This window comes from Streptomyces sp. CNX435 (assembly GCF_059570575.1).
In genome coordinates this window covers 172562-189603 of record NZ_JCANTA010000006.1, presented here as the reverse complement: position 1 = coordinate 189603, position 17042 = coordinate 172562, and the positions used below count along the sequence as shown (strand labels likewise).

At 72.7% G+C, this 17042-nt stretch carries 20 protein-coding genes; 11 read left to right on the top strand and 9 right to left on the bottom strand.

Annotation, left to right across the window (positions count from 1 at the left end):
• The first annotated feature begins 80 nt into the window (after positions 1-80).
• The 4 genes from T328_RS13465 (at position 81) to T328_RS13450 (ending at position 3848) form a co-directional block, all read left to right on the top strand.
• Entirely contained in the window at positions 81-1385 is a 1305-nt protein-coding gene (locus tag T328_RS13465) for a DUF445 domain-containing protein (protein ID WP_496496241.1), read from the top strand.
• 287 nt (positions 1386-1672) lie between these two features.
• Positions 1673-1987, top strand: coding sequence for a DUF6412 domain-containing protein (locus tag T328_RS13460; RefSeq protein WP_496496240.1), 315 nt, complete (start codon positions 1673-1675; stop codon positions 1985-1987).
• A 136-nt stretch (positions 1988-2123) separates the two neighbouring features.
• On the top strand, positions 2124-2942 hold the full coding sequence (gene yidC, locus T328_RS13455; RefSeq protein WP_496496239.1) for a membrane protein insertase YidC: 819 nt from the start codon (positions 2124-2126) through the stop codon (positions 2940-2942).
• Positions 2943-2990: 48 nt separating this feature from the next.
• Positions 2991-3848: a fumarylacetoacetate hydrolase family protein gene (locus tag T328_RS13450; RefSeq protein ID WP_496496238.1), complete on the top strand. Its 858-nt coding sequence runs from the start codon at positions 2991-2993 to the stop codon at positions 3846-3848.
• Positions 3849-3926: 78 nt separating this feature from the next.
• On the opposite strand, the gene rdgB is transcribed toward T328_RS13450, so the two are convergent.
• The 4 genes from rdgB to T328_RS13430 form a co-directional block, all read right to left on the bottom strand.
• Positions 3927-4547, bottom strand: a complete 621-nt coding sequence (gene rdgB, locus T328_RS13445) for an RdgB/HAM1 family non-canonical purine NTP pyrophosphatase (RefSeq protein WP_496496237.1) — start codon at positions 4545-4547, stop codon at positions 3927-3929.
• Positions 4544-4930, bottom strand: a complete 387-nt coding sequence (locus T328_RS13440; RefSeq protein WP_496496236.1) for a hypothetical protein — start codon at positions 4928-4930, stop codon at positions 4544-4546. The genes rdgB and T328_RS13440 overlap by 4 nt, the downstream gene beginning before the upstream one ends.
• A complete protein-coding gene (rph, locus tag T328_RS13435; protein WP_496496235.1) occupies positions 4930-5688 on the bottom strand; it encodes a ribonuclease PH in 759 nt (252 codons plus the stop codon). Before rph ends, T328_RS13440 begins: the two co-directional genes overlap by 1 nt.
• Before the next feature lie 168 nt (positions 5689-5856).
• Entirely contained in the window at positions 5857-6609 is a 753-nt protein-coding gene (locus tag T328_RS13430; protein WP_496496234.1) for an MBL fold metallo-hydrolase, read from the bottom strand.
• Positions 6610-6808: 199 nt separating this feature from the next.
• On the opposite strand from T328_RS13430, the gene T328_RS13425 reads away from it, so the two are divergent.
• The 5 genes from T328_RS13425 (at position 6809) to T328_RS13405 (ending at position 9384) form a co-directional block, all read left to right on the top strand.
• Complete coding sequence (locus tag T328_RS13425) at positions 6809-7252, top strand: type II toxin-antitoxin system PemK/MazF family toxin (RefSeq protein ID WP_496496233.1); 444 nt, start codon at positions 6809-6811, stop codon at positions 7250-7252.
• Between the two features lie 100 nt (positions 7253-7352).
• A complete protein-coding gene (locus T328_RS13420) occupies positions 7353-7805 on the top strand; it encodes a M67 family metallopeptidase (RefSeq protein WP_496496232.1) in 453 nt (150 codons plus the stop codon).
• A gap of 71 nt (positions 7806-7876) precedes the next feature.
• Positions 7877-8011, top strand: a complete 135-nt coding sequence (locus T328_RS13415; RefSeq protein ID WP_496496231.1) for a putative leader peptide — start codon at positions 7877-7879, stop codon at positions 8009-8011.
• A gap of 117 nt (positions 8012-8128) precedes the next feature.
• Positions 8129-8434, top strand: a complete 306-nt coding sequence (locus T328_RS13410; protein WP_496496230.1) for a MoaD/ThiS family protein — start codon at positions 8129-8131, stop codon at positions 8432-8434.
• On the top strand, positions 8434-9384 hold the full coding sequence (locus tag T328_RS13405) for a PLP-dependent cysteine synthase family protein (protein ID WP_496496229.1): 951 nt from the start codon (positions 8434-8436) through the stop codon (positions 9382-9384). Before T328_RS13410 ends, T328_RS13405 begins: the two co-directional genes overlap by 1 nt.
• Before the next feature lie 59 nt (positions 9385-9443).
• Here T328_RS13405 and T328_RS13400 read toward each other — a convergent pair whose 3' ends face one another.
• The 3 genes from T328_RS13400 to clpS all read right to left on the bottom strand — a co-directional run bounded on the left by T328_RS13400 (position 9444) and on the right by clpS (position 11857).
• Complete coding sequence (locus T328_RS13400) at positions 9444-10877, bottom strand: amino acid permease (RefSeq protein WP_496496228.1); 1434 nt, start codon at positions 10875-10877, stop codon at positions 9444-9446.
• Between the two features lie 72 nt (positions 10878-10949).
• The gene (locus T328_RS13395; protein ID WP_496496227.1) at positions 10950-11549 is read right to left on the bottom strand and encodes a DUF2017 domain-containing protein; all 600 of its coding nucleotides are present in this window, start codon (positions 11547-11549) and stop codon (positions 10950-10952) included.
• Complete coding sequence (gene clpS, locus T328_RS13390) at positions 11549-11857, bottom strand: ATP-dependent Clp protease adapter ClpS (RefSeq protein WP_018834043.1); 309 nt, start codon at positions 11855-11857, stop codon at positions 11549-11551. The genes T328_RS13395 and clpS overlap by 1 nt, the downstream gene beginning before the upstream one ends.
• 137 nt (positions 11858-11994) lie before the next feature.
• Here clpS and T328_RS13385 point away from each other — a divergent pair, with 137 nt between their 5' ends.
• Positions 11995-13329 carry a nicotinate phosphoribosyltransferase gene (locus T328_RS13385; RefSeq protein WP_496496226.1) on the top strand — a complete coding sequence of 445 codons (1335 nt, stop codon included), beginning with the start codon at positions 11995-11997 and terminating at the stop codon, positions 13327-13329.
• A 93-nt stretch (positions 13330-13422) separates the two neighbouring features.
• The gene (locus T328_RS13380) at positions 13423-14010 is read left to right on the top strand and encodes an isochorismatase family protein (RefSeq protein ID WP_496496225.1); all 588 of its coding nucleotides are present in this window, start codon (positions 13423-13425) and stop codon (positions 14008-14010) included.
• A gap of 127 nt (positions 14011-14137) precedes the next feature.
• Here T328_RS13380 and T328_RS13375 read toward each other — a convergent pair whose 3' ends face one another.
• On the bottom strand, positions 14138-14443 hold the full coding sequence (locus T328_RS13375; protein ID WP_496496224.1) for a hypothetical protein: 306 nt from the start codon (positions 14441-14443) through the stop codon (positions 14138-14140).
• Between the two features lie 114 nt (positions 14444-14557).
• On the bottom strand, positions 14558-16969 hold the full coding sequence (locus tag T328_RS13370; protein WP_496496223.1) for an immune inhibitor A domain-containing protein: 2412 nt from the start codon (positions 16967-16969) through the stop codon (positions 14558-14560).
• Between the last annotated feature and the right edge of the window lie 73 nt (positions 16970-17042).

Sequence of the window (17042 nt, the reverse complement as noted above, 5' to 3'; positions counted from 1 at the left end):
CCCGGAAGTGAAAGATGGTGACGGGCCCGGGGACAATGGCCGTCGGGGAACGGTGGGACGGCGTGAGCGGACGGAGCGGGATGGATCGGCCGACAGCGGACAGACCGGGTGGCTTCGCCGCCGCGGACGCCTACACGGACGTCGACGCGGAGAAGCGGCGCGGCGTGCGCCAGATGAAGACCATCGCCACCGGCCTGCTGCTGCTGGCCGCCGTGGTCTTCACCCTCGCCCGCTGGGCCCAGCACAACGGCGCCGGCGCCTGGTCGGGATACCTCGCCGCGGCGGCGGAGGCGGGCATGGTGGGCGCGCTGGCGGACTGGTTCGCGGTCACCGCGCTGTTCAAGCGGCCCCTCGGACTGCCCATCCCGCACACCGCGATCATCCCCACCAAGAAGGACCAGCTCGGCCAGAGCCTCGGCGACTTCGTCGGCGAGAACTTCCTCTCCGCCGAGGTGGTACGCAGCCGGCTGCACGCCCTCGGCCTCGGCAGCCGCGTCGGCGGCTGGCTCGCCGAGCCCGCCAACGCCGACCGCGTCACCGCCGAGGCGTCGACCGTGCTGCGCGGCGCGCTCGCCGTGCTGCGCGACAACGACGTGCAGGCCGTCGTCGGCGAGGCCATCAACCGCCGGGCCGCCGCCCTGGAGGTCGGCCCGGGGCTGGGCAAGCTGCTGGAGAAGGTCGTCGCGGACGGCGGCCACCGCCGCGTCGTCGACCTGGTCTGCGAGCGCGCCGAGAGCTGGCTGATCCTCAACGGCCCCTCGGTCGTCGGCGCCGTCGCCGGCGGTGCGCCGGGCTGGACCCCGAAGTTCGTCGACCGCCGGGTCGGCGAGCGGGTCTACAAGGAACTGCTGCGCTTCATCGGCGAGATGCGCGACGCGCCGGAGCACCCGGCGCGCGGCGCGCTCGACCGGTTCCTCTCCGACTTCGCCGCCGACCTCCAGGGCGACACCGCGACCCGGGCGCGCGTCGAGCGGCTCAAGGGCGAGATCCTGGCCCGCGACGAGGTGCAGGACTTCATCGCCTCGGCGTGGACGTCGCTGCGCGGCATGATCGTCGGCGCGGCGGAGGACGAGCGCAGCGAACTGCGGCTGCGGGCGCGGGCCGCGCTGCTGTCGTTCGGGCAGCGGATGGCGGCGGACGCGCGGCTGCAGGCGAAGGTCGACGGCTGGGCGGAGGACGTCGCGACGCACGTGGTGACGACGTACCAGCACCAGATCACGTCGCTCATCTCGGACACGGTGGCGGGCTGGGACGCGGACCACACGTCGCGGAAGATCGAGGCGCACATCGGCCGGGACCTGCAGTTCATCCGCATCAACGGCACGGTGGTGGGCGCGCTCGCGGGCCTGTTCATCTACACCGTGTACCGGGCGATCGCGGGCTGAGGCGCGGCCCGGACGGAACCGGGGGCGGGACCGCGCCGAGCGCGGGCACGCGGGCCTCGCCCCGCGCGGCGCCCGGTCCCGCGGTGCGGGGTCGCGCGGTGCCGGGTCCCGCGTTGCCCGGTCCCGCGTTGCGGGGGGCGCGCGCCATGCGCCCGAGGCGGGCGGTCGCCCTCCCGGGCCGCCCCGGTCCACCGGCGCCGCGTTAGGATGCGCGCAGACGTACGTTCGCCTCGTACGGCCTCGTACGGCCTCGTATGGGACGGCGAAGCGAAGGGAGGACGGCCCCGGTGCTGCGCATCCTCGGTGCCGCCACGCGCTGGCGCACAGTCGCCGTCGCGCTGCTCCTCCTCGTCGCCGACGTCGTCCTCGACGAGACCGGCGTCGCCACCGGCCTCGCCGGTGCAGCCGCCTCCGCCGCGCTGACCCTGCTCGCCGCGCTGGCCTTCGTCGCCGCCGCCGCACCGCCGCCCTCGCCCGCGCAGATCCGTACCGCACTGCGCGAACGCGCACTCCGCACCGCCTTCCTGCCCCAGCGGGACCCCGACGCCGCGGGCCGCCCGCGGCCCCGGGCCCCCGGCCGTCGCCTGCCGACGGCCGTGTAGGCGCCGGGCCGACACCTCTTCGTACGCGTTCGTACGCGTTCGCACGCGTACGCAGCCCGTATGTACCCCACCCGCCGCCCACACGGCTCGTCACGCCGCCCCTCATCCGGCACGACGAGACCTGTGGAGTCCCTCCATGTCCGTATTCGGCGCGCTCAGTTCGCTCCTGTCCACGCTCGCAGACACCCTCGACCCCCTCTTCGGCGCCTCCGCCACCGCCGTCGCGATCATCGTCTTCACCCTGTGCGTACGCCTCGCCCTGCATCCCCTCGCCCGCGCCGCCGCCCGCGGCGACCGCGTGCGCCGGGCTCTCGCGCCGCAGCTGGCGGAGATCCAGCGCAAGCACCGAAGCGACCCCGAGCGGCTGCGTCGGGCGCTCACCGAGACGTACGCGGACGCCGGCGCCTCGCCGCTGGCGGGCTGCGGGCCGATGGTGCTGCAGATCCCGGTGTTCATGGTGATGTACCGCCTCTTCACCGGCCACGACCACGACCTGCTCACCCACACCCTGCTCGGCGCCCCGCTGGGCGGCCGGTGGTCCGACGCGCTCGCGGACGGCGGGGTGTTCGGGGCGCACGGGAGGGTGTACGCGGGGCTGTTCGCGGTGATCGCGGCGGTGGCGGCGTACACGTTCTGGCGGAGCCGGCGGATGCTGGCGGAGCGCAAGGCGGAGGCGGAAGCCGTACAGAAGGCCGCGCGGGCGACGGAAAAGAAGGGAAGGAAGGGGAAGAGCGGGAGGATGGCGAAGGCCGCGCTGCCCGCCGAACCCCCGGGTCCGGCGGCGGGGTTGACCCGCTGGCTGCCCCTGCTGTCCTTCGGCACCCTGGTCACGGCCGCGATCGTGCCGCTCGCCGCGGGCCTCTACCTGGCGACCACGACGGCCTGGACGGCCGCCGAACGCACCCTCCTCTACCGCCACCCCGGTCCACGAGCTGAACAGGGTCTTGCAGACTGAACGGCGGCCACGGATGATCGATCGATCGCGGAGAGGGGAGTCACCACCATGAAGCTGCTGCGTGTCGGACCGTCGGGGAGCGAGCGCCCGGCCCTGCTGGACGACGGAGGGACCCTGCGGGACCTCTCCGGTGTCGTGTCCGACGTGGACGGAGCGCTGCTGTCCGACGACGCGGCGCTCGCCCGCGTACGGGACGCCGCCGCGGCCGGCGAGCTGCCGGCGCTTGACGCCGAGGGCCTGCGGACGGGTCCGCCGGTGGGCCGGATCGGCAAGATCGTGTGCATCGGGCTGAACTACCACGACCACGCCACCGAGACCGGCGCGGCCATCCCCGGCGAGCCGATCCTCTTCATGAAGGCCCCGGACACGGTGGTGGGGCCCGAGGACCCGGTGCTCGTGCCGCGCGGCAGCGAGAAGACGGACTGGGAGGTGGAGCTGGCGGTGGTCATCGGCCGTACGGCCCGCTACCTGGAGTCCGACGCGGACGCGCTGGCCGCAGTCGCCGGCTACGCGGTGGCCCACGACGTCTCCGAGCGCGCGTTCCAGCTGGAGCGCGGCGGACAGTGGGACAAGGGCAAGAACTGCGAGACGTTCAACCCGCTGGGCCCGTGGCTGGTGACGGCCGACGAGGTGCCGGACCCGCAGGCCCTGGGGCTGCGGCTGTGGGTGAACGGTGAGAAGCGGCAGAACGGCACGACGGCGGACCAGATCTTCCCGGTGGCGCATGTGGTGCGGTATCTCAGCCAGTTCATGACCCTGTACCCGGGCGACGTCATCAACACCGGCACGCCGGCGGGCGTCGCGATGGGCATGCCGGAGCCGAAGCCGTACCTGCGGGCGGGCGACGTGGTGGAGCTGGAGATCGACGGCCTGGGGCGGCAGCGCCAGGAGGTCGGGGCCGCGTAGCGGCAGAACGCGCCGCGGGCGCCGCCGGGCGGACTCCGGCGGCGCCCGCGGCGCGTGTGCGCGTGTGCGCGTAGCCGGTCAGTCCTTGAGCAGCTCCCGCACCGCCGGGGCCAGCGCGCGGAACGCCTTGCCCCGGTGGCTGATCGCGTTCTTCTCCGCCGGGGTCAGCTCCGCGCACGTACGGCTCTCGCCGAGCGGCTGCAGGACCGGGTCGTACCCGAAGCCGCCGCTGCCCGCCGGCTCGTACCGCAGCGTGCCCTCCAGCCGCCCCTCCGCGACGCGCTCCGTGCCGTCCGGCAGCGCGAGCGCCGCGGCGCAGGCGAAGTGCGCGGCGCGGTGCTCGGGGCCGACGTCGGCGAGCTGGGCGAGGAGCAGGGCGAGGTTCGCTGCGTCCTGATCGGCGGCGCCGTGCCGGCCGGCCCAGCGGGCGGAGAAGATGCCGGGCGCACCGCCGAGTACGTCGACGCAGAGCCCGGAGTCGTCGGCGACCGCGGGCAGCCCGGTGGCCTGCGCTAGCGCGTGCGCCTTGAGGAGCGCGTTCTCGGCGAAGGTGACGCCGGTCTCGGGCACGTCCGGTACGTCGGGGAAGGCGTCGGCACCGAGCAGTTCGGCGGCGACGCCCGCCTCGCCGAGGATGGCGCGCAGCTCGGTGACCTTGCCCGCGTTGCGGGTGGCGAGGACGAGGCGGTGCGCGGTCACGAGGTGCAGACGTTCGTCAGCTCGCCGGCGGCGTCGCCCACCGGCTGGAAGTCGGGCACCTCGCCGCGGTCGGCGGCCTGCTGGGCGTTGTCGACGGCCTGCTGCAGGTCGTCGACGGCCTTGCCGACGTCGGCGTTGTCGGTCTTGTCGCCGAAGTCGTCGAGGTTCTGCTCGATCTCGTCGAGCGCGTTGGCGGCGGCCTGCGGGTCCTCGCCCGCGCCGGAGACGGCTTCCTGCAGCCGGTCGACGTCGGCCGCGATCTCGGTGGCGAGCTGGGCGCAGTCTATGGCCTTGTTGACCGCGTCACACGCGCCGGTGAGCGTCACGGCGGCGGCCCCCGCCGCGAGCGCGGCGCCCGCGCGGGTCCAGAGCTTCTTCCCCATCACCGGTCTCCCTCCAGTGCCTTGCGCTGCAGCTCGTCGAGCTGCGCGCAGCCGCCGACCGCGAGGTCGAGCAGCGCGTCGAGTTCGGCCCGGGCGAAGGGCTCCCCCTCCGCCGTGCCCTGCACCTCGACGAAACGTCCGTCGCCGGTGCAGACGACGTTCATGTCGGTCTCCGCCCGCACGTCCTCCTCGTAGCAGAGGTCGAGCAGCGACGCGGAGCCGACGATGCCGACGCTGACGGCGGCCACGGTGCCGGTCAGCGGTGTCGCCTTGGACTTGATCAGCTTGTTCCGGCGGCCCCACGCGACGGCGTCGGCGAGGGCCACGTACGCCCCGGTGATGGCGGCGGTACGGGTGCCGCCGTCGGCCTGGAGGACGTCGCAGTCGAGGACGACGGTGTTCTCGCCGAGGGCCTTGAAGTCGATGACGGCGCGCAGCGAGCGCCCGATGAGCCGGGAGATCTCGTGCGTACGCCCCCCGATCTTGCCGCGTACGGACTCGCGGTCGCCGCGGGTGTTCGTGGACCGCGGCAGCATCGCGTACTCCGCGGTGACCCACCCCTCGCCGCTGCCCTTGCGCCACCGCGGCACGCCCTCGGTGAAGCTGGCGGTGCACAGCACGCGGGTGTCCCCGAAGGAGACCAGCACGGACCCCTCGGCGTGCTTGCTCCAGCCGCGTTCCAGCGCCACCGGGCGCAGCTCGGCGGGGGTACGTCCGTCGAAGCGGGGGGAGCCGGCGGAGGGCTCGGGAGTAGGCATGGCCCCGACCCTACCCGGCACACATGAAGGCCAACGCCCCCGTCCGGACCGCTCCGGCGAGAGGGACGAAGTGGGCAGGTTCATATGGGGCAAGAGTGAAGAAAACGGGCCCGCATGTGCGCCAGGACGGGGCGCGCGCGTTACGGGGGCCGGGGCCGGGCCCCGGCCTCAGATCTCGTACACCGCGCCCGCGCGGGCCAGTTCGGCCGGGCCCTCGTACGCCTCCTTGGCGTCCCGCAGGTTCACCTGCGGGTCGGTCCACGGCGGGATGTGCGTGAGCACCAGCCGCCCCACCCCCGCCGCCGCGGCGGCCTCGCCCGCCTCGCGGCCGTTGAGGTGCAGGTCCGGGATCGCCTCGCGGCCGAGTGTGAACGCCGCCTCGCACAGCAGCAGATCGGCGTCCGCGCTCAGCTGGGTCAGCGCCCCGCAGGGGCCGGTGTCGCCGGAGTAGACGAGACTGCGCCCACCGTGCTCGATGCGGAAGGCGTACGCCTCGACCGGGTGGCTCACCCGGTCCGCGGTCACCGTGAACGGGCCGATCTCGAACGCGCCGCGCTCCAGCGCCCGGAAGTCGAAGACCTCGCTCATCGACGTCTCCGACGGGGTGTCCGCGTACGCCGTGGTCAGCCGCTGCTCCGTGCCCTTGGGTCCGTAGACGGGGAGCACCTCGGCGGGGCCGCCGTCGTGGCGGTAGTAGCGCGCGACGAAGTAGGCGCACATGTCGATGCAGTGGTCCGCGTGGAGGTGGCTCAGCACGATGGCGTCGAGGTCGTACAGTCCGCAGTGCTGCTGCAGTGCCCCCAGCGCGCCGTTGCCCATGTCGAGCAGGAGCACGAAGCCCTCCGCCTCGACCAGGTAGCTCGAGCACGCGGAGTCCGCGGACGGGAACGAGCCCGAGCAACCGACGACGGTCAGCTTCATCGGCGAGGGACCTCCGGCACGGTCGGGACGGGGCGACGATGCCCCGCCGGCTCTGCCGAGGGTAAGCCGGGACGGGCCGCGGCGGTCCCCCGGCCAGCCCGGTTGTGGGCGGAATCACCAGTATGGCGACGGGGTACGGCCCGCGCGCCCACCTGCGCGGGGTCGCTCCGCGCGGCGGGGCGCCTCTACGATCGGGCGCATGGACGCCTCATGGTGGCCGGCCGTCGCGGCCGTGGTGGTGCTGGCCGTGGTCGCCGGGCTCGTCGACAGCTTCGGGCGGGTACGGCGCGCGCACCGGCGGCCGGCGGCGGAGCCGCGGCCGGGGGAGGTGTGGTGGGCCCACATCCCGTACGAGGACGAGAACGCGGACGCAGACGCGGACGCCGCGGGCGGCGAGCTGCCGTGCCTGGTGCTCAAGACCGCCGGCGAGACCGTGACGGTGGCCCCCCTCACCACCCGGCAGCGCGACGGCCGCCCCGGCGTGATCCCGCTGCCGCCCGGTTCCGTCGACGACGACGAGGACCGCCCCCGCTTTCTGGACACCGACGAGCTGCGCGACGTCGGCGTCCGGGACCTCCGCCGCAGGTCCGGCCCGGTCGACCCGGCGGTGTGGGACCAGGTCCGCCACCTCGCCGACGGCTGAGCCGCCCCCGCGACCGAACCCGCCCGACATCCGGGCGGATTCGTCTCAGCGTTCGGAACGTACGCCGTACGCCCACCGCGGCCGTGTCATCCTTGCGGCCATGCTGACCATCACGGAGGAGCTGTACGAGCAGATCGTCGCGCACGCCCGCAAGGACTACCCGGACGAGGCGTGCGGCGTGGTGGCGGGCGCGGAGCCGGCCCCCGCGGACGGCCGTCCCGAGCGCTTCATCCCCATGCTCAACGCCGCCCGCTCGCCCACGTTCTACGAGTTCGACTCGATGGACCTGTTCCGGCTCGACCGCGAGCTGCGGGAGCGGGGCGAGGAGCAGGTGGTGATCTACCACTCGCACACCGCGACCGAGGCGTACCCCTCCCGCACGGACATCGAGCTGGCCCAGGAGCCCGGCGCACACTACGTTCTCGTCTCCGTCGCCGAGTCCGGCGCCGGCGAAGGACCCGTGTCCTTCCGCTCGTTCCGCATCGTGAACGGTGTGGTCGCCGAGGAGGACGTGGCCGTGGTGGCGTCGTACGACGAAGCCCCCGCGCACTGAGTCCGTCGCGCTGAGTCCGCATGGTGAAACGGCGATCCGGCCCGCGGACGGGGAATCGATACGATGAATCCATGGTTGACCACGACGTGACCCGGAAACCGCCGAGCCGGCAGGTGCTGCTCGTGGCCCGTCTGCACGTCGACCTCTGCCGTCTCGCCAGCGCCGCCTGTCCGACCGCGCCGCCCCGCGCGCCCGGCCTCGTCTGACGCCGACCCGACTCCGGCGTCCGGGAGCCCCGGCCGCGTACGTCCCCGCCCCCCCTGCGGCGCGTGGCCGACCCGCGCCCGCAGCCCCGACTCCCCGCATCCCACAGGAGCCCCGAAATGGCCATCGAGGTCCGCATCCCGACCATCCTCCGCAGCTACACCGACGGCGAGAAGGCCGTGCAGGGCGACGGCACCACGCTGGCCGAGCTCTTCGACGACCTGGAGTCCCGTCACGCCGGGATCCGCGAGCGCGTGGTCGACGGCGCCGAGCTGCGCCGCTTCGTCAACGTGTACCTCAACGACGAGGACGTCCGCTTCCTCGACGGGATCTCCACCAAGGTTGCCGACGGCGACAGCGTGACGATCCTGCCCGCCGTCGCGGGCGGCTCGGGTCCCGCGGTGAAGCGCAGGGCCGGCGCCTGATGCGCTACGACAGCCCCCTCGCGGCCGTCGGCGACACGCCCCTGGTCCACCTGCCCCGCCTCTCCCCCGCCCCCGAGGTGCGGATCTGGGCGAAGCTGGAGGACCGCAACCCCACCGGCTCGGTCAAGGACCGCCCGGCCCTGTTCATGATCGAGCAGGCCGAGAAGGACGGCCGGCTCACCCCCGGCTGCACGATCCTGGAGCCGACCTCCGGCAACACCGGCATCTCGCTGGCCATGGCGGCCGGGCTCAAGGGCTACCGCATCGTCTGCGTGATGCCGGAGAACACCAGCGAGGAGCGCCGCCAGCTGCTCACGATGTGGGGTGCGGAGATCATCTCCTCCCCGGCCGCCGGCGGCTCCAACACCGCCGTACGGGTCGCCAAGGAGCTGGCCGCGGAGCACCCGGACTGGGTGATGCTCTACCAGTACGGCAACCCCGGCAACGCCGGCGCGCACTACGCCACCACCGGCCCCGAGATCCTCGCCGACCTGCCCTCGATCACCCACTTCGTCGCCGGCCTCGGCACCACGGGCACCCTCATGGGCGCCGGCCGGTTCCTGCGCGAGCAGCGCCCGGACGTGCAGATCGTGGCCGCCGAGCCGCGCTACGACGACCTCGTCTACGGGCTGCGCAACCTCGACGAGGGCTTCGTCCCTGAGCTGTACGACGAGTCGGTGCTCACCACCCGCTACTCCGTCGGCTCTGAGGACGCCGTCATCCGCACCCGCGAGCTGCTGCGCGAGGAGGGCATCTTCGCCGGCATCTCCACCGGGGCCTCCCTGCACGCGGCGATCGGCGTGGGCCGCAAGGCGGTACGGGCCGGGGAGCGCGCCGACATCGCGTTCCTCGTCGCGGACGGCGGCTGGAAGTACCTGTCGACGGGCATCTACACCGCCGCGACCACGGAGGAGGCCGTCGCCGCGCTGCAGGGGCAGCTCTGGGCGTAGCGCGTGCAGGCACGGGCACGGGCACGGGCACACGGGCACGGGCGCCCCCGCCGCGGCGCCTACGGCGTCCCGGCGTACTCCGGCGCCGGCCCGCCGCCGCGCGCTCCGGCGCGCCGGCTGACCGCCCAGCCCGCCGACAGCAGCACCGCCCAGCCGGCGCCCACGTACAGCGAGACGCGGGCGTCCTCGTCCAGCGCGGTGAGCACGGTGACGAGGGCGAGGAACGCCAGCGCGATCCAGCTGCACACCGCCCCGCCGGGCGCCGGGAACGAGGAGGCGGGCAGCCGGCCGGCGGCGACCTGGCGGCGGTAGCGGATGTGGCTGACGAGGATCATCGCCCAGGTCCAGATGCCCGCGGCGGTGGCCACGGACATGACGTAGCCGAACGCCTTCTCCGGCACGAGGTAGTTGAGCACCACGCCGATCGACATGACGACCACCGACACGGCGATGCCCGCGGCCGGCACCCGGCGGGGGCTCAGCCTGCCGAAGCGCTTCGGCGCCTCGGAGTTGGCGGCCAGGTCGCGCAGCATGCGGCCGGTGGAGTACATGCCGGAGTTGCACGACGACAGGGCCGCGGTGAGCACGACGAAGTTGACGATGCCGGCCGCGAGCGGGACCCCGATCTTGCCGAAGGCCGCGACGAACGGGCTGACGCCCTCGCCGAACTCGGTCCACCGGACGACCGACAGGATGACGATCAGCGAACCTACGTAGAAGATGACGATCCGCCAGGGCAGCGTGTTGATGGCCTTGGGCAGGGTCTTCTCGGGGTCCGCGCTCTCGCCCGCGGTGACGCCGACGAGTTCGACGGCGAGGTAGGCGAACATCACGCCCTGCAGGGCCATGAGGCTGTCGCCGATGCCGTGGGGGAAGAAGCCGCCGTGGTCCCAGAGGTTGGCGGGGGTGGCGGTGGCACCGGCGGCGGAGAAGCCGAAGGTGAGCACGCCGACGCCGATGACGATCATGCCGATGATCGCGGTGACCTTGACCATCGAGAACCAGAACTCCAGCTCGCCGAAGATCTTCACCGAGATCAGGTTGACGCCGAAGAGGAGCACCAGGAAGCCCAGCGCGCTGATCCACTGCGGGACGCCGGGCCACCAGTAGTTGATGTAGATGGCGGCGGCGGTCAGTTCGGTCATGCCGGTGACGGCCCACACCAGCCAGTACGTCCAGCCCGTGACGTAGCCGAAGAACGGGCCGAGGAACTCGCGCGCGTACTCGGCGAAGCTGCCCGAGACCGGGCGGTAGAGCAGTAGTTCGCCGAGCGCCCGCATGATGAAGAAGACGACGACGCCCGCCACCGCGTACATGAGGACGAGGCTGGGGCCGGCCCTCTCGATGATCTTGCCGGCGCCGAGGAAGAGGCCGACTCCGATGGCGCCGCCGATGGCGATCATCTGGACCTGGCGGCTGCCGAGCCCGCGCTCGTAGCCCTCGTCGGAGGTGACGGCCGCGCCGCCGCCCCGACGGACCTTGGCAGTGGTCATGTGGAGTTGTGCCCTTTCCCGTGCAGTCCCCGACTGCAGCTTTACCACGTGAAAAGGGCGGCTATGTGCACATTACTGCAGCAGTGTCTCGATCAGGGTCTCCTGGAGCCCGCCCAGCCAGAGGTACGCCATCACCATCGGCTTGCGCTCGTCCTCGTCCGGCAGCCGGAACAGCACCTCGCCGTCGTCGTCGTCCCGGATGTCGAGCCGCGCGCCTATGGCCAGCCGCAGGTCGTTGAGCGTCCCGAGCCACTGCCGCGACTCCTCCGGGCCGACCTTGAGCACCGCGCCGCCCTCGCCCTGCACGGTCAGCGAGTCCAGCCCGCGGACGACGGCCAGGGCGTTCTCCCGCTTGCTCTCCCGCAGGTCCGGCTCGGTGTAGCGGCGGAACTCCGCCGAGCGGGCCCGCTCCTCGTCGTCCGGGCCCTTGCCCGGTTCGCCGTACGCGTCCGGGAAGAGCCGTGCCAGCGCCGGGTCGGACGGCGGCTTGCTGGGGCCCTCGGCGAAGAGCGCGTCCAGCGGGTCGGCGGCCGGCGGGGCGTCCGCGGGGGCGTCGCCGGGGCCGATCAGCTCCAGCAGCTGCACGGTCAGGGTGCGCAGGATGGAGATCTCCAGCTCGTCCAGCGCGACGGCCGCGCCGCCGCCCGGCACCGCCTCGAACTGCCCCGCCATCAGCGGTCCTGCTGGAGGGTGGCCCACAGGCCGTAGCCGTGCATCGCCTGCACGTCCCGCTCCATCTCCTCGCGGCTGCCGCTGGAGACGATGGCCCTCCCCTTGGTGTGTACGTCCATCATGAGCTTGCGTGCCTTCTCCCTGGGATATCCGAAGTACGCCTGAAAGACGTACGTCACGTAGCTCATGAGGTTCACCGGGTCGTTGTGGACGATCGTCACCCAGGGGACGTCCGGTTCAGGCACCGCCGCGGGTGACTGGGACTCGACGGTCTCCGGGCGCTCGATCTCCGTGGGTGCGACGCTCACGGTTGGCGGCAACTCCTCGTTAGCTCCGGCTGCGACCGCAGCCCTGACGCTCCCCATGCTGCCACCCGAGACCGTTCCGCAGCCATTCGGACACCAGAAATCGTCAGAGTGACGAGTATTGGCGTAGGATCAACAGCATGTCGGAACTGAAGCTGCCGGTCACCGTTCCCTCGACGGCCCTCTTCACCGATCACTACGAGCTGACCATGGTCCAGGCCGCGCTGCACGCCGGCACCGCGGAGCGACGCTCGGTCTTCGAGACCTTCACCCGCCGGCTGCCCGAGGGCCGCCGCTACGGCGTCGTCGCCGGCACCGGCCGGGTGCTGGACGCGCTGGAGAGCTTCCGCTTCGAGCCCGAGGTGCTCGCCTTCCTGCGCGCGCACGACGTGGTCGACGCCCCGACCGCGGACTGGCTGGCGGACTTCCGCTTCACCGGCGACATCTGGGGCTACCCCGAGGGCGAGGTCTACTTCCCCGGCTCCCCGGTGCTGCGGGTCGAGGGCACCTTCGCCGAGTGCGTGCTGCTGGAGACGGTGGTGCTGTCGATCCTCAACCACGACTCCGCCATCGCCGCCGCGGCCTCCCGGATGGCCGTCGCGGCCGGCGGCCGGCCGCTGATCGAGATGGGCGCCCGGCGCACCCACGAGCTGGCCGCGGTGGCCGCCGCCCGGGCCGCGTACGTCGGCGGCTTCACCTCCACCTCCGACCTGGCCGCCGGGTTCCGCTACGCCATCCCCACGGTCGGCACCGCCGCGCACGCCTTCACGCTGCTGCACGACAGCGAGCGGGACGCCTTCACCGCCCAGGTGGAGTCCATGGGGGCGGGGACGACGCTGCTGGTCGACACGTACGACGTGGCCGCCGCGGTCCGTACCGCCGTGGAGGTCGCGGGGCCGGAGCTGGGCGCCGTGCGCATCGACTCCGGCGACCTGCTGCTGGTCGCGCACCGGGTGCGCCAGCAGCTTGACGAGCTGGGCGCGGACCGGACCCGGATCATCGTCACCAGCGACCTCGACGAGTACGCCATCGCCTCGCTCGCCGCCGCGCCGGTGGACGCGTACGGGGTGGGCACCCGGCTGGTCACCGGCAGCGGGCACCCGACGTGCTCGATGGTCTACAAGCTGGTGGCCCGGGCCGCCTCCGACGACCCGGGCGCGCCGCTCACGCCGGTGGCGAAGAAGTCCACGGGCGGAAAGACGTCGATCGGCGGGCGGAAGTGGGCGGCCCGGCGGCTCGACGCGGACGGCGTGGCGGAGGCGGAGGTCGTCGGCACCGGGGAGGTGCCGGCGGAGCTGGCGGGGCGGGAGCTGCTGGTGCCGCTGGTGCGGGGCGGGAAGGTCGTGGGGCGGGAACCGATGGACGACGCCCGGGCCCGGCACATCGTGGCGCGGGACGGGCTCCCGCTGTCCGCCACCCAGCTCTCCAGCGGCGAGCCGGTTCTGCCGACGGAGTACGTAGCGGAACACGTATGAGGCCCGGTCCAGCGGGCAGAGAACCGGGATGCGCAGCGCTTCGTTCCCCAGCGCTCCGTCCTTCCGACGCCGACTCACGAAGGGCATCGCACCATGCATCGGGCACTGATCGTCGTTGACGTGCAGAACGACTTCTGCGAGGGCGGCAGCATGGGGGTGACCGGCGGTGCGGACGTCGCCGCCGCGATCACCGACCTGATCGGCCGCTCCACCGCCGGCTACCAGCACGTCGTCGCCACCCGCGACCACCACATCGAGCCGGGCGACCACTTCTCCGCGCACCCGGACTTCGTCCGCTCCTGGCCGCGGCACTGCGTGGCGGGCACGGAGGGCGTCGGATTCCACCCCAATTTCGCCCCGACCGTCGCCTCCGGCGCGATCTCGGCGGTCTTCGACAAGGGCGCGTACGCGGCGGCGTACAGCGGCTTCCAGGGGGCGGACGAGAACGGGACGCCGCTGGCGGACTGGCTGCGCGCCCGGGAGGTCACGGAGGTCGACGTCGTGGGCATCGCCACCGACCACTGCGTGAAGGCGACGGCGCTGGACGCGGCGGCGGCGGGCTTCCGCACACAGGTGCTGCTGGACCTGACGGCCGGGGTGGCCGAGGACACCACGCACCGGGCGCTGGGGGAGCTGGCGGAGGCGGGCGTGGAGCTGACGGGCAAGCCGGTCGTCGGCTGACGCCACGGTGCCCGCCGCGCCTGTCGGATCTGCCGGGTCTGCCGGGTACGCGACCCCGCGGCTGCGGGGGCTGCGGGCCCGCGGGGCCGGCGCCTGCGTGGCCCGCGGCTGCGCCTGCGTGCGCCTTCTACGTCGCCAGCCGGAACAGGGCCCCGATCGGGCGCCAGGACTCCGTCTCGCCGGCGGGCGAGCCGCGCCAGACCAGGCCGTCGGGGTGGCACAGCACGGCCGTCACCTCGTCGGGCGTGGGCGGGTGCGCGTTGCCGCGGAGGTAGACGGAGCGCAGGCCGAGGTTGCGCAGCCGGGTGAGGGCGCGGGCGCGGTTCACGGCGTGGACGAGCACACGTATCCGCCGGCCTCCCGCGGGGGCCGGCAGTGAGACGGCGACGACCATGCTGCCGTCCGGCAGCCTGGTGAATCCTCCTCCGCCCATAGCGCTCCTCGCGTGACGTCTCGTCGGCCAGATACCCACGCCATCTTTACGCGATCGGCCGCCGCCCCGCCAGGGGCAGCGGCCGATACGTCTTTGACCTGCAGTTTTACCGAATCACTGAGCGGAGGGGCCCACCTGGATTGTCATGGTCCGGCCATCGGCGGGCTCCTTGACGATGGCGATCTCCGTGTTGGTGTCGGGCACCTTCACGCTGCCGCCGGGGTTCGCCTCGTTCCAGTACGTCCCCTCGTGGTCGTCGAAGACCGAGACGCCCTCCTTCGACGCGATCTCCGCCGGCACCCCGTCCTGGTGCAGGGTGACACCGTCGGTCGGCCGGGTGCTGAAGGTGATGTCGTACGCCTGGATGCGGTTGCGCATCATCGAGCCGTCCGCCCACTTCTCCGGCTCCGGGTGGGCGTCGACCGGCAGCAGCAGGCCCTCGCCCGGGTGCACGCTGGTGTTGTTGTCCAGCTGCGAGGTGTCCCACAGCCACACCGCCAGGCCGTTCTGGTAGGGGAAGTGCTCGACCCAGTCCGGCTTGTCGGTCACCCAGCCGAAGTTGTACGGGCCGGTCTCCAGCGTCTTGTCGTACGACACGTACTGCCGGTTCTCGGCGATGTAGTACTGCGGGTAGTCCTTGGTGAAGGACTCCTCGACGCGCGAGAAGCCGTCCGCCGTCCATCCCGCGTCGTCGCCCTCGGCGCCGTCCGCGAAGACCTCCTCGCCGTCCGCCGTGATCGTCAACGCGTCGGCGGCGAAGCCCTTCTGCGCCACCCCGCCGTCGGTCTGGTAGCGGAAGCGCAGCTGGATCTCCTGGCCGGCGTACGCGTCCAGCGGGTACACGAGGTCGCGGTACTCGCCGGAGACGCCGGTCAGCGCCGGGCGGTCGCCGCCGTCGCGCGGGATCTGCGCGCCGTTCGCGGTGCCGTCGAGCGGGGTGAAGGTGGCGCCGCCGTCCGTGGAGACCTCGGCGTAGAGGTAGTCGTAGTTCTCCTCGATGTCCCACCAGCCCTTGAGGGCCAGGGACGCGGCGGACCTGCCGGTCAGGTCGACCGTACGGGTCACGGTGTTGGACAGGTCGTCGCCCATGCCGCTCCACCACTGCTTGGTGCCCTCGGCGGGCGCGGTGATGGTGGTGGTGACGGACTTCTCCGGCAACTCGACGACGAGCGCCTGCGGCTTGCCGCCCTTCTGCTCCTCGGCGCGGCCGAGGGTGTGCTTCGAGGGCGTCGCCGCCTTGGCCGTGTCGTAGTCCAGCCAGCCGAGTTGCAGTTTGTCCCAGGCGGTCATGTCGCCGGGCAGGTCGCCGATGGCCTCCTCGCCGCGGCCGAGCCAGGAGCCGGAGGACATGAGCGTCCAGAAGGCGGTGGAGTTCTCGCCGCCGGCGGTGTCGTAGTGGTCGGGCAGGCCGAGGTCGTGGCCGTACTCGTGGGCGAAGACGCCGAGTCCGCCGTTCTCCGGCTGGATGGTGTAGTCGCCGACCCACACGCCGGTGTCGCCGATCTGGGCGCCGCCGGCCTTGTTCTCGCCGGGGCCGGACTGTCCGGCGTCGGTGCCGTAGGCGTACCAGCGGTGCGCCCAGATGGCGTCCTCGCCCTGTACGCCGCCACCGGCGGACTCGTCCTCGCCGGCGTGCACGAGCTGGAAGTGGTCGATGTAGCCGTCGGACTCGTCGAAGTCGCCGTCGCCGTCGAAGTCGTAGCGGTCCCAGAGGTCGTACTGGGCGAGCTGCTCCTTGATCTCGGCGTCGGTCTTGCCGGCGGCCTTCTGGTCCTCGGCCCACTTGGCGGTCGCGTCGCGCACCAGGTCCCAGACGGAGGAGCAGGTGGAGTCGCCGCAGTAGTTGGAGCCGTAGCGGGCCTCGTTCCACTTCACCGAGACCCAGTCGGTGACCTCGCCGTCCACCGTGTACTGCCCGGAGGACTGCTTCTCGTAGTACTTCGCCATGGACTGCTTGTCCGCGTCCTTGGAGAAGTAGAGGTCCTGGTAGTGCTGGCGGTCGAAGTCGGCCTTCCAGTCCGTGGAGTTGTCCGTCTCCCGGTCCGGCTCGGCTATCTCGTTGTGCGCGGGGCCGGGGTCGCCGCCGTACTTCACGACGGGCGGCTCGGGGCCTTCGGGGCCGTCCGGGTCGTGCATGGTCTCGTTGTCGACGTCGTCGCCGAACTCGACCAGCACGGTGAATATCTTGTCGGTCTTCGCCGCACGGCCCAGCTCGGCGTACTTGCCGTTGTCGAGCTTGACGACCGTGGAGCCGTTCTCCCCGGCCCGCGGCTGCGCCTCGGTCTCGCCGGACAGCAGCTGCTGCAGCGCGGCCTGCTCGCGCGCCTCCTGCTGCTTGCTGAACGGGCCGTCGAGGTCGTGCCGCTGGTGCTTCGGCGCGCGCGCCGGATCACGGCGCTCGATCTGGGCCGCGCCGTCGTCGGTGTCGGCCGCCGCCTGCCCCAGAGGCAGCAGAGCCGCGCCGAGCGCGGCTGCGATCGCCGTGGTGACGACCGTTTTTGACAACTTTCTGCGCCTGGTATTCACGTTTGCGCTGCCCCTCCCGCATCACGCACGAATAGGTGTGCCAGCATTCGACCGGAGTGAACAGAGAAATGAC